The sequence below is a fragment of the Desulfovibrio desulfopostgatei genome (genome assembly GCF_053570645.1).
Genome location: NZ_JBRBQS010000002.1, coordinates 3,314,315 through 3,326,490, shown reverse-complemented (window position 1 = coordinate 3,326,490; position 12,176 = coordinate 3,314,315). Strand labels below are relative to the sequence as shown.

8 protein-coding genes are annotated in these 12,176 nt (G+C 59.7%); 5 read left to right on the top strand and 3 right to left on the bottom strand.

Going from position 1 to position 12,176, the window contains the following annotated elements:
* Nucleotides 1–28: 28 nt before the first annotated feature.
* The 3 genes from ACUZ9Q_RS14435 to ACUZ9Q_RS14425 form a co-directional block, all read right to left on the bottom strand.
* Nucleotides 29–316 (bottom strand): HdeA/HdeB family chaperone, encoded by a 288-nt coding sequence (locus ACUZ9Q_RS14435; RefSeq protein WP_192113170.1) that lies wholly within the window; start codon nucleotides 314–316, stop codon nucleotides 29–31.
* 604 nt (nucleotides 317–920) lie between these two features.
* Complete coding sequence (locus ACUZ9Q_RS14430; protein WP_192113169.1) at nucleotides 921–2,324, bottom strand: L-serine ammonia-lyase; 1,404 nt, start codon at nucleotides 2,322–2,324, stop codon at nucleotides 921–923.
* Between the two features lie 96 nt (nucleotides 2,325–2,420).
* A complete protein-coding gene (locus ACUZ9Q_RS14425) occupies nucleotides 2,421–2,867 on the bottom strand; it encodes a MarR family winged helix-turn-helix transcriptional regulator (protein ID WP_215647524.1) in 447 nt (148 codons plus the stop codon).
* A gap of 182 nt (nucleotides 2,868–3,049) precedes the next feature.
* Here ACUZ9Q_RS14425 and ACUZ9Q_RS14420 point away from each other — a divergent pair, with 182 nt between their 5' ends.
* The 5 genes from ACUZ9Q_RS14420 to ACUZ9Q_RS14400 all read left to right on the top strand — a co-directional run bounded on the left by ACUZ9Q_RS14420 (nucleotide 3,050) and on the right by ACUZ9Q_RS14400 (nucleotide 12,166).
* Nucleotides 3,050–4,264, top strand: a complete 1,215-nt coding sequence (locus tag ACUZ9Q_RS14420; RefSeq protein ID WP_297893179.1) for an MFS transporter — start codon at nucleotides 3,050–3,052, stop codon at nucleotides 4,262–4,264.
* 102 nt (nucleotides 4,265–4,366) lie between these two features.
* The gene (locus tag ACUZ9Q_RS14415; RefSeq protein WP_215647523.1) at nucleotides 4,367–5,107 is read left to right on the top strand and encodes a tetratricopeptide repeat protein; all 741 of its coding nucleotides are present in this window, start codon (nucleotides 4,367–4,369) and stop codon (nucleotides 5,105–5,107) included.
* A gap of 125 nt (nucleotides 5,108–5,232) precedes the next feature.
* Nucleotides 5,233–10,128 carry a response regulator gene (locus ACUZ9Q_RS14410; RefSeq protein ID WP_449248096.1) on the top strand — a complete coding sequence of 1,632 codons (4,896 nt, stop codon included), beginning with the start codon at nucleotides 5,233–5,235 and terminating at the stop codon, nucleotides 10,126–10,128.
* A gap of 58 nt (nucleotides 10,129–10,186) precedes the next feature.
* Complete coding sequence (locus ACUZ9Q_RS14405; protein WP_192113163.1) at nucleotides 10,187–10,609, top strand: universal stress protein; 423 nt, start codon at nucleotides 10,187–10,189, stop codon at nucleotides 10,607–10,609.
* Nucleotides 10,610–10,750: 141 nt separating this feature from the next.
* The gene (locus ACUZ9Q_RS14400) at nucleotides 10,751–12,166 is read left to right on the top strand and encodes a phospholipase D-like domain-containing protein (RefSeq protein ID WP_215647521.1); all 1,416 of its coding nucleotides are present in this window, start codon (nucleotides 10,751–10,753) and stop codon (nucleotides 12,164–12,166) included.
* The last annotated feature ends 10 nt before the right edge of the window (nucleotides 12,167–12,176 follow it).

Sequence of the window (12,176 nt, the reverse complement as noted above, 5' to 3'; positions counted from 1 at the left end):
CGGGCCTTATGGTCCGCCCCTTGCGCTATTAGTCGGCAATGACCGAAAGCACGGTCTTTTTGGGGTTCTGTTTGCAGACCTTCATAATCTGGGTCAGGTTGTTTTCCACAGCGTTGACATCCAGGGTCGTGTCGCCGGTTTTGGCGCTGGCATAACCATCAAGCCAGAAATAGAACATGGTCATGGTCTGGGCGTCCAACTGCACAAACGAACTGCAAGGCAGCTTGCCGAAATCTATCTTGTCGCTCTTTGCCGAGGCAGTCATGGGCAAGGCAAGCACGGCCGCCAGCACGATTGCAAAACATACTTTTTTCATCTTGCACTTCCAGTGTTACATGTTTCAGGACGCACAACAGGCAGCATAAAGAGCACTATGAAGCATGATCAAATCCATTGCAGTAATGTCTTGAATCTGGACAAAAAGAGAACTTAGTACTTTTTATCCAATTATATTCGAGTCCTGCACATTTAAATATACGCCAGATCGGCACTCTGTTTAACCAGACACCACGTAAGGCATATGTCCACATTACTCCAGATGCTGCCACGGTATAAAAAACACTCCCTTATTTTTTATATTTTGTCGATATGCTGTCATAAATTCAAATATATTCGAAAATATAATAAGTCTTGTGACTTGTTGCATCAAAAAAACACAAATTACAATATCTGCCAACAAATCGCATGTGATAATTTACAATTCACACAAATCCGCCAAGTACATTACCACATAAATATAAAATATTCTACATTGCAAAAGCATTGCCCAGCCTGTTTTACTTCTCCATTCTGGTTGTTGCCAGGCAAATACTTAAAGATTGATTATATTTTCAACTCACTTGTACCCATCAACAAGAAAACGCGGCTTCTCAGCCGCGTTTTCTTAGCTCGTCCCCAAGGGGAAAAAAGTGCGTTTACGCCTATTTGCCGGATGCCCCCGGAACCATCTTTTTGCGTTCCATAACCTTGGCTACGGCTTCGGCCAGCCCGCCGAGCGAGGTTTCCTTGTAGCGGGACTGCAAATCAAGCCCGGTGCGGTACATGACCTCAATAATATCATCCAGCGAGATCACCCGCTGCCGCCCGTCTTCCAGCCGCGACAACTGGGCGCAGTTGACCGCTCGCTCTGCGGCCACGCCGTTGCGTTCGATGCAGGGAATCTGCACCAGCCCCCCCACAGGATCGCAGGTAAGGCCGAGGTTGTGTTCCATGCCGATCTCCGCCGCCACTTCCACCTGTTTGACGTTGCCGCCCGTAACCGCGCAGTACGCGCCAGCAGCCATGGAGCAGGCCACGCCAACTTCGCCCTGGCAGCCCACCTCCGCGCCGGAAATGGACGCATTGAGCTTGTAGAACAGGCCAATGGCTCCGGCAGTGAGCAAAAAATCACGGGCGCCGTCATCCGTCGCGTGGGGGTAAAAATTCAGATAATACAGCAGCACGGCCGGCACAATACCCGCCGCGCCATTGGTGGGCGCGGTCACAATGCGCCCGCCTGAGGCGTTTTCTTCCGCCACGGCAAAGGCGTAGAGCATGGGCCACAGGCTCAGGTCGCGCCGCCCGGCTGCCTGCAGGGCGCTGACCTTGCGCAGCAGGTTGGGCGCACGGCGTCGCACATTGTACCCGCCCGGCAGCACGCCGTCAGTATAGCAACCGCGCTCCACGGCTTCACGCATGACGTCTATGATGGCAGTTACGCGCTCGCTGACCTCGCTTTCAGACCGCCAGAATACTTCGTTGGCCATAACGATCTGCGCGATGGTCTTGTTTTCGCGGGCGCAGATGTCAAAAAGCTCCGAAGCCTTTTCGTACGGATAGGGGGGCGCGGCGTACAGTTCGCGCGGGCTGTCAAAATCATCGTCCGTGCGGATAAACCCGCCGCCGATCGAATAAAAATTCTTGGAGTATATCAGCGCGCCGTCGGCGCTGAAGGCTGAAAGCGTCATGGCATTGGAATGTTTGGGCAAAAATATGCCCTTGTGCTGACACACATCGCGCTCAAAATTAAAAGGGATGGTGTAGGCGCACATGAGCACAAGGTCGGCATTGTTTTGCAGATCTGCAGTACGGCGGGCCATATGGGCAATGTCCACCTCCTGCGGTTCTTCCCCCTCAATGCCTGCCAGCACGGCCCCAATGGTGCCGTGCCCCTCGCCGGTGAGCGCCAGTGAACCATAAAGCTCCACCTTTACCCGGCCTACCAGAGGCAGCATGCCCAAAACGGCAAGTTCGCCCGCAAAGGCCTTGCCCGCAATCATGGGGCCAATGGTATGGGAACTGGACGGCCCTATGCCGATCTTGAACAGATCAAAAACGCTGAGCATGGCGCTCCTCCCGCAAAACACATGTCAAGGCGCAATGCCTTTGCCGCAACATATCCCGTAATGGTCACAAGACACAAGCGCTTAGCGAAAACAGCCCTACTTTCTGAGGGCCGCGGGGCTTGCCCCGCGCAGGGCCGCGGCCTTGTCGGCCACGCGCTGCATGAACTCAAGCAGATTTTCCTTTTCCTGCGCGCTGAGCACGCTGGTCACGGCATCATCCCATGTTGCAATAACTTCCATTATCCGCGGGTACAGCTCCCGTGCCCGCTCGGTGGGAAAAACCGCGGCTGTGCGCTTGTCCCCAGGATTGACCTGCCGCCGGATAAGCCCTTTCTTCTCAAGCTGGGCCAGAGTGCGGGCAACGTTGCTTTTGTTCACGCAGATACGTTCGGGCAATTTGTCCTGAGTGATGCCAGGGTCGCGGCACAGGTTGAGAATGAACAGATACTGGCTGCTATTGATGCCAAAGGGTGCGAGTGCGCGGTTGAGATACATGTAGTAATGCCGGTTGGCCAGCGTGATCCATTTATAGACAAGTTCCATGACATATTCCTGTGGCTGGTTGTCAGCAGACTCTGCAAGCCTGCGCCCTATGGATAGCAGCAGTCAGCACCGCAGGAAAAGGCTACGCTTGTGGTGCTTGCCTTGACAAGTGCAGGGGCAGAGGGTCATAAATCGTTGCGAGCGCAACGAACTGCCTTGAACCCTGTCAGCGAGGCCAGATCATGCCCATGAAACACCGTCGCCTCCACGCGGCCCAGCAGACTGATGCCAGTTTGCGCGAGGCCCTTGCCGCCATTTGCCGGGGCAGCTTTTTGGTTGTCACCTGCATCAACATGCTGTTGATGACGGACTACTATCTCATTTTTGTCACGGGCACGGCCCATGTGCAAAAAACCTTTGGCACCAGCCTGAGCACAGCGGGGCTGACCTCCGGAATCATGGTCATCGGCTGCCTTGTGGGGAGATTCCTTACCGGCAACCAGCTTTCCACATTTGGGGGCAAGCCCTGCCTGCTGGCAGGGCTGCTGCTGTTCACCGCGAGCATTGGCGGCCTTTTTATGGTGGATTCGCTCCCCATGCTTTTTGTACAGCGCTTTGCGGCCGGTTTTGGCGTGGGCGTGGCCGGAACCGCCACAGGAGCCATTGTGGCTTACGTTGTTCCTGTACGTTTTCATGGTCTGGGCATAGGCCTTTTTACCATGAGCGCCGCTCTGGCGCTGGCCCTTGGGCCATTTTTGGGCATTTTCCTTTCCCTCAGGTACGGATACCACACCCTCATGCTGCTCAATGCGGGCATCAGTCTGCTGTGCCTGGGTATTTTCTGCTTTTTGCGCAACCTGCCGCCCATGCGCCACCCTGCGCGCCCGGTATTGAGCCTGTACAGCTATATTGACCCGCGAGTGGTGCGCTTTTCGCTGGTGGCTCTTGCCGTATGTCCGAGCTATGGCTGCATACAGGCATTTTTACCTTCTTTTGCGGCGGAGCACGACCTCACGAGCACCGCCAGCATATTCTTTTTGTGTTACGCCGGGGCGGCCTTGCTTACGCGGCCCCATAGCGGCCGCCTGTTTGACCGGCACGGCGAACACGTGATTTTGTACCCCGCCCTGCTGCTCACGGCTCTGGCCCTGTATGTGCTTTCGCGCGCCGAAAGCGCAGCCATGCTGCTGGGCGCGGGGCTGCTGCTGGGCGTGGGCTTTGCCAACTTTCAGTCTGTGGGGCAGGCGGTATCCCTCTCGCTGGTTTCACGCTCGCGCTATGCGCAGGCGACCACAACATTCTACATATTCTTTGACCTCGGAATCGGCCTTGGGCCTTACATATTCGGCCATCTTATCCCCTCAATGGGCTACAGCGGCATGTATCTGACCCTGAGCATCGTAGTTTTGGCTTCTGTTGGTATATATCGCCTTGTCCACGGTGGACGGACGCGCTGAACCGGGGGGATGGCGCAGGGGTGCGCAAGCTGCGGGCTTGCCTCTTTTTTCCTCCGGTTGTAGGCTGATGGATAAAGATATTTCCCAAGCCACGAGGAATACATGGCAAACAAAAAGCCCCAAAAAAAGTCCGCAGATACTCCCACGGCAGTGCAGCCTTCCGCGCCCGCCGACACCACATCCACCCCGGAAACAGCCCCCCAGGCTGAACAGCCCCACGGCATCAGCAAGGTCAGCAAGGGTGTTTTTTTTGTAGGCATCGCCGTGGCCCTTGTGCTGGGCGTCTATGTGGGCAGCCTTGTGCCGTCAGTGTTCACGCAGGAGCCAGCGCAGCAGACGCCCGCAGGCCAGACGCAGACGGCCTCGCAGCCTTCCGCTCAGCCTTCCGGCCAGGCCAAGCAGGACAACCAGCCTCCCATTCCGCCTGAGCTGGCAGCCAAAATCGCCTCCATGGAACAAAATGTCCTTGCCAACCCAAAGGACGCGCATAACTGGACAGACCTTGGCAACCTCTATTTTGACACCGGCCAGTCGCGCAAGGCCGCCAGCGCCTACGAACGTTCTCTGGCTCTTGCGCCCGACAATGCCGATGTGCTGACAGACCTTGGCATCATGTACCGCGAGCTTGGCGAATACGACAAGGCCGTGACGAGTTTCCGCCGCGCCTCCAGCGTGAACCCCCGGCATGAAAACGCCATGTTCAACGAGGGCGTGGTGCTTTACTTCGACCTCAAGCGCAAGGATGACGCCATGAAGGCATGGCAACGTCTGCTGGCAGTCAACCCCGCTGCGCGCGCTCCTGACGGGCAGTCCGTTTCTGACGTAATCAGAAACCTGCGCTAGGTGCCGCTGCGGCTAAAAGCCGTCCCAGCACGATAAACCGCCCCCTGCATCGGATTTGGAGGCGCATTCGCGCCTGAAGGGGGAAAGACCATAGATAGATCGGTGATCATACAGGCGGAACGACCATGACTCTCACTTCCTCCGGCATTTCGCGTGCGTTGCTGCGCGCCTGCGCCCTTTTTTTGTGCATAATCTGCGCAGGTATTGGAGCGCCCTCCACGGCGCACAGCGGCATGATTCCGCCCGTGTTGCGTTCTGCAAACACGCCGCTGCTGCCCGACCTGCAATACTTTATTGACGTGACGGGAACCATGGATGTGGAGGAGGCTGCCGCCCCTTCCAACAGCCAGATGTTCAAACCCCTGAACGTCAAGGAACTGCCGCGAGTCACCGGCGTGATGTGGCTGCGCTTTACCCTGGCCCCTCTGCCCGCTGGGGGACGCTCGCAGGCCATGCTGCTGGACATTGGGCCCGATGTTCCGGCTGACCCTGTTCTGTACGAACCAGCCGCCAACCCGGCGACAGACAGCGTTGAATGGCGCGAGATTCTCCCGAGTCACCGCAATGTGATGCTGTTGCCCGAACCGGGGGCCGACCCGATCACCTGCTATATCCGCCTGGACGGCCTGCCGGGCATCTGGTTTTCACCCATGCTGCGCAGCCCGCAGGACGCAGCCTCCAACTGGGGTAGCCTTGCGGGCACTGCCGCCTTGCTGGCTCTTGCCGTGGTCATGCTGCTGTGCCTTTTGCGCGGGCTCTCCGAAAGGGGCCAATGGCGCATCTGGACAGCGCTTTACGTGGGTGTTGCACTGGCGCAGGGCATATTTGGCATGCCAGCCTACGGCTCCGGCAGCATAACCCTTAATCAGGCTCTGGCGGTTCTCGCGCCTGGTCTGGCGCTTATGCTTCTGCCCCACGTTGGCCGTCATCTTATGCGCACGAGGGGCCGCTCGCCCCTGCTGGACGCCCAGTTTATATTGCTTTCCCTGCCGGGCGCGGCTCTGGCCCTGCTGCCGCTCCTTCCCGGTTTTAGCTGGAGCATTCGTTTTCTTTCCCTCTGGCCTGCCTGCACGGTGATCTTTACCCTGAGCGCCCTTGGCGGGGCCATCATGGGCCTTGGCGGCGCACGGCGTTTTCTTTTGGGCTGTCTTGTGCCGCCCCTGTTTGTGACTGCGGGCGTCATGGGGCTTGATTACGGCTACGCCGCAAATCTGCTGGCCTCTGCTCCCCTGTGGGGCACGGCCCTGAGCGCCCTGCTCATTGCCGGAACAGGCCTGCCGCGTGACGCTGCCCAGGCCGAAGAGGGCAAGAAAGCCACAAAGCGCGAATCCGCAGCGGCGGACAAACGAAACTCCGCCGCGCTGGATGCGGCGCTGATCAGTTCCAGCCTTGGCGCCGGGCCCAATGATGGCCCCATCAGCCTTGACACTCCGCTGGACGACCCCAATCTGCGTCTCTTGCCTCCCTCTGCCGTTACAGGCAAAACCGCCGCTGACTTTTCCGCCCTGCCGGTGGATATTTCTGACAATTCCGATCTGGAACCAGTTGCAGCGCCTGCCAGAAACCAGAAAAAGTCAGCCTCCGCCGTTGACCCAGGCATGTGGGAGAACCTGCTGCGCCCGCCGCTGGATCGCCTCATGCGCGAGGGCGCGGCTCTCGGCCATTGCTCCCTGCCCCCTGCGGTGCGACAGTATGCTGAAAACATGCTTGGCGCTGCTGGCGATCTTGCCAGAATTATTGACAACCCCGGCAAGGAGCTGGACCAGACCAGCGTGGGCGAACAGCGCACGGCCTTCAACCTGCAGCACCTTGTGCGCGAGGCGCACGATGCCGTGACCACTGCCGCCGAGAACTCGGGCATCGGTCTTGCGTGGTACATGCCCCCCCTGCTGGGACACATGTATGAAGGGCAGGCCAAAGCCCTGCGCGAAACCCTCGGCCTGCTGCTTGAAAGCGCCGTGCGGGCCACCACAAGAGGCGCTGTGCACCTTTCTGTACGCCGAGTGCCCGAAACCGCCGATCCGGGGCATCTGCTGTTTACCGTGACCGACACCGGGGCGGGCATCCCGCCGCGCGACAGATCTTCGCTGGCGCTCACCCGCGCATGGGAACTGGCCGGTTCCAACAGCGGGTACCTCAATGTGGAATGCGGCCCGCAGGGAACATCCATTGCCTTTACCCTGCGCCTGAAGCCGCTGGAGAACGAAACTGGAACAGAAGCTACGCCGGAACCACAACGCGCGCCCACCATTACCGTGGTGGCCGAAAGCGCCGTTGACCGTCAGGCGCTGGCCCACATGATAACCACCCTCGGCTGCAACAGCACCCAGGCCCGCAGCATGCGCGAAGCGCTGGAATGCAATCGCGAGGCCCCCGCTCTCATGCTCGTGGCCCAGTACCCCCACGACGGCCCCGCAGAGGCGGACGCTCTGGGCCGCTTTGAAGCCGAAGCCCTCAAAGTCGGGCTGCCCGTATTCAAGGCCCTTGCCGTCACCAAGGACAATACCCGCTGGGATGAGCTGGCAGACACGGGTTACACCCACGCCCTGCTCGAACCTGTGGATGCGGAGGCCTTTGCCGCTACCCTGCGCGAAGTACTGGACGAAGCCGGATTTACAGACCACGGACCGGTTGTGTCAGCAGTGTCGGCCCCTGACCCTGCGGCAGAAGAAAGTGCCCCAGTGCCGCCCGCAGAGGATATTCCCCTGCCCGTTCACGAGGTCGGCTCGCCCGAACCCGAGAACATATCCGTCGATGCTGCCACCAGCATCCAGGCGCAGGAGCAGAACCAGCTACCCGACCTTTTCGGCCACGATGCTTCCTTGCAGAATGCCCTGCCGGGTACTGGCGCATCCATGGATTCTCAACCGTTGACGCTGCTGTCGTCCACGCAATCACTGAATTTTGGCACCGCCGACCAGTCTGGCATGCTCCTGCCCATGATGGAAGATTCCCCTCAGGCAGAAGAAGATGCGCCCATTGAACTGACGGATCTTTTGCCGCCCGAGAACTCTGCGCAGGATGCCGGGCAGGCGCTTGCCGCCATGCCGGACACTCCAGAAATTTCCATGGAGGAACCTGCCGCCGTTATTCCCGCTCCTGCCGATGTTGCCCCTGCTGGTGCGGCCCCGGTCGAAAAAGAAGCATCCCCGGTAGAAGGACTGACCGCACCTGAGCAGGCTGAACCGCTGGATATTTTGCCGGATGCGGCCCAGCCGGAGCCTTTGGGTATGCAGGACGATGCAGAACCTTTGCCGGAAGAGCAGCCAGAAATTATTGCGCAGATTTTGCCTGAGCCATCGGCACAAAAACCGCAGGAAGCTGACTCTGCAAGCCCGCAGCAGGAACCCTCGCAGGCCGCGAACAACACTGACGCTGAATTTATGGCCTCGGCTGGCCTTGAAGGCCCGCAGTGGGCGGCAGAAGCCCCCGCTGCCCCGCAGACGAGCGAGCCTGAGCCTGAACCAGCACGGAAATCCGAAGCGGAGGACGCGGCAGCGCAACAAGAGAACCCCGCCTCTGCACCAGTGGAACAGGCGGAACTCGTCACAGGTACGCCCGCAGTTACACCTGTTCCAGAAGCAACGGAGCAAATGTCTGCCCCGGCGGACAAGACGCCTGAGGCCCTCGAGACTCTCGACTGGCCCGAGCCGGAACAGCATTCCGACCCAACCCCTGCTGCTAGGGAAACAGTTACCCCGGCAGAATTTCTCGAGGCCTCCCTGCCTTCGGATCCAGATATGCCCGAACCAGCAGAGCAGCCCGCAGAACAACCCGCCGCCGAAAGCGCCGACCCTCTCAAGGCCATGACAGGCAGGGCTGGAGAAGCCACGCTGTCTCCTGTCAACAACGCAGCCTTTGATGTTCCCGCGCCTGCTGGCAAGGGCGCATGGGATACATACAGCCTTCAGGATGAATGGGTGGGTGAACCCATGCCCATTGGCACCCCCATCAAAACAGCCAGCCCTGCGTCCCAGTCTGCGCCCCGGCCAGCGCAAGGCTTTGGGCAAGGCTTTGGGCAAGGCCTGCCCCAGACGCCCGCACGGGAAGCCCTGTCTGCCACCGCGCCCACTCCTCCGCTTGCTGCGCCCGCCAGAGAAGAAAAAAGCTATGTCAGCCCCAGTCTCGCGCACCCCGGGGAATGGGTGGGCGAACCCATGCCCATGACCAAGCCCGCCAGGCAGGATGAGGCCTCCGGTACGGTCGACCAGAGTTCCAAGCAGGATTCCGGTCAGGCTGACGATGAAAGACATTCCCGTCAGGTTGAAATGCCGCGCACCGCAACGGGGCGGCTCATTCTCAAACTGCTGGGCAGCGCTGGCGACCGCCCCCTTGGGGCTGACAACGAACCTCTGCCTGGCGGCAAGCCCGATCTCATGGCGGATCTGGCGGCCATGCCACGTCAGGATGATGTGCAGGCCGAGTCCCCTGCACTTGCTGGCACGCCCCGCGCAGGGTCATCTGCCGGAGTTGCGGAACCTCAGCGTTCCGCCGCCCACCTCAAGGGCAAGGCAACTGGCAATTCCATTATGAATTTCATTGCAGGCGCCGCAGAAGCCCTGCGCCATAACGGGCATGACAACGCCCAGCATGCGCCTCAAGGCAGTCACTCCGGTGAAACAGCACCTGCACAGGCCCCTGAGGCAGTGATCCATCGTGCGGCCCCTGCGGAGCAAAGAACCGTGGAGCCACAGCCCACCGTATTTGCGCCGCAGGCTCCTGTGCAGCCCATAGCCCCGCGTGAAACGGATCAAACAATCCCGCAGCTTGTGGCGCGGCTTGATGCCGCCATGGACGATGCCCAACAGGGCTTCAAAAACCGGCGCTGCGCGGTGGTGGGTGATGCGGCCAACCGCATTGCCACGGAATCTGACGCCTTTGGCTTCCGCGTGCTGGCCCGTATGGCCCGTTGCGTGGAGCGCGCCGCCAAGGCCAATGACATGAACGCTCTACGCGACCTGCTGCCCGAGCTGGCCGTGGCGGTTGAACGCAACCGCATCGGCCTGACACCGCGCCGCTGATCGGCCACGTTCCTCAGGCGCAACCAGCATTGCAATAACCTTTGACCCAAGGGAAGCCATGTACAAGACCATTCTTATTCCTGTGAGCGGCAAAAACGGCCTGGACCGTGCCAAGTCTGCCCTGAATCACGCCAAAAACCTTGCCTGCGGCGATATTGTCCTCCTGCACATTTTTGAGCCGCTGCCCCAGATCGTGGGCGGCGAGGCCCACGCCGAACTTCTGGCGGAGCAGAAGGCCAAGGGACAGACCCTGCTGAACACTGTAGCTGCGGAAATGGAAAAACCCGCCGGGTCTGTTCGCTGCCGCGTGGAAGAAGGCACCACGGCTGAAACCATCATTCGCGTGGCGCATGAGGAAAATGCCGATCTTATCATCATGTTCACTGACGGACGCGACGGGCTGCAAGACATGCTGCTCGGCTCCATCACAGAGCGTGTGCTGCGCAATACCGACACGCCGCTGCTGGCCATACGCCGCTAGGCGCCGCGCCATCTGTGCTGGCTGAGGCGGCGCAATAGTTTGTAAAGGCTGGTATCTAACCCGCCCTGTACGCAGACGCCGCGCCGCCCGGCCTTTAACCGCGCGCACCCACTGCTGACGCGCTCTCACTGTGGGAAAACAATGCTGCTATTTTTTGAAACACTGGGCCTTATTGTCGCCCACATACTTTCGTGGGTTGCTGTCTGCCATGCCCTGCTGACCAAACACGACCCCCGCGCGGCCCTTGGCTGGACTGTCACGGCCCTGTTTCTGCCTGTTGTAGGCCCCATCCTGTATGCCTGTTTTGGCATCAGCAGAGCAGAAAGCAGGGCCAGCCGCATCATGCGGCGGCAGCAGCCTCTGGAGCCGGATTACGCCCATCCGCCCTTTTCCAAGGTTCCCCCGGAAAATATCCCTGACAGCATAGCCCGTATGGAACACATCGGGCGTGTACTCACCGAGCAGCACCTGAGCACCGGCAATGCCGTCACCCCGTTGCGCAATGGTGATCAGGCCTACCCGGCCATGCTTGCTGCCATAGACAATGCCAAGGACCACGTTTTTCTCTGCACCTATATTTTCAACGCAGGCCAGGTTGCAACGGCCTTTGGCGAGGCCCTGGCCCGCGCTGCGGAGCGCGGCGTGGACGCCCGCCTGCTGGTGGACGGCATCGGCATGCTCTATTCCGTGCGCAAGCCGTGGAAAAAGCTTGCCCAACGCGGAGTGCGCGTGGCCCTGTTCATGCCGCCGCGCCTGTTTCCGCCCAATTTCAGCATCAACCTGCGCAACCACCGCAAAATGCTGGTGTGCGACACAGTGGCCTTTACCGGCGGCATGAACATAGCGGACGACAACATCGCCGCAGGCAAGACCAAGTATGTGCAGGACATGCACTTTCAGTGCGAAGGCCCCATTGTGGACCAGTTGCGCCGCGCATTTCTGCTCAACTGGGGGTTCTGCACCAACAACTACACGCCCCTGCCACCAGCCACTACCCTGCCGCGCGGCGAAAGCCGCTGCCGCATCATCATGGACGGCCCCGGCTCAGAGGCGGACATTCTCAACGACATCTACTGCGCCGTCATCAATGCGGCCCGCCGCTCCGTGCGCATCATGACGCCCTACTTTCTACCCTCGCACGGGCTTGTCTCCGCGCTGCGTTCCGCCGGTCAACGCGGTGTGGACGTGCGCGTTGTGCTGCCTGAAAAAAACAATCTGTTCTACGTGCACTGGGCGCAATACCGCCTGCTGCCCACCCTGCTGGAAGCAGGCGTGCGCGTATGGTACCAGCAGCCCCCCTTTGCTCACACCAAGCTGCTGGCCGTGGACGGCTACTATTCACAGATAGGTTCGGCCAATCTGGACGCCCGCAGCTTGCGTCTGAACTTTGAGCTGAACATGGAAGTGTTCAACCCGGATGTGCACGACCAGATTACCGCCCACATCGACAGGGCTATCATCACGGGACGCGAAATCACCAGGGATTACCTTGCAGCCCTGTCCTTGCCCGTCAAGCTGCGCAATGCCGCCTGCTGGATATTTTCGCCATATCTGTAATCACCACGCA

Excerpts from the sequence above, each read along its gene's own strand:
- ACUZ9Q_RS14435 (WP_192113170.1), bottom strand. The coding sequence starts at position 316 with ATGAAAAAAGTATGTTTTGCAATCGTGCTGGCGGCCGTGCTTGCCTTG.
- ACUZ9Q_RS14430 (WP_192113169.1), bottom strand. The coding sequence starts at position 2,324 with ATGCTCAGCGTTTTTGATCTGTTCAAGATCGGCATAGGGCCGTCCAGT.
- ACUZ9Q_RS14425 (WP_215647524.1), bottom strand. The coding sequence starts at position 2,867 with ATGGAACTTGTCTATAAATGGATCACGCTGGCCAACCGGCATTACTAC.
- ACUZ9Q_RS14420 (WP_297893179.1), top strand. The coding sequence starts at position 3,050 with ATGCCCATGAAACACCGTCGCCTCCACGCGGCCCAGCAGACTGATGCC.
- ACUZ9Q_RS14415 (WP_215647523.1), top strand. The coding sequence starts at position 4,367 with ATGGCAAACAAAAAGCCCCAAAAAAAGTCCGCAGATACTCCCACGGCA.
- ACUZ9Q_RS14410 (WP_449248096.1), top strand. The coding sequence starts at position 5,233 with ATGACTCTCACTTCCTCCGGCATTTCGCGTGCGTTGCTGCGCGCCTGC.
- ACUZ9Q_RS14405 (WP_192113163.1), top strand. The coding sequence starts at position 10,187 with ATGTACAAGACCATTCTTATTCCTGTGAGCGGCAAAAACGGCCTGGAC.
- ACUZ9Q_RS14400 (WP_215647521.1), top strand. The coding sequence starts at position 10,751 with ATGCTGCTATTTTTTGAAACACTGGGCCTTATTGTCGCCCACATACTT.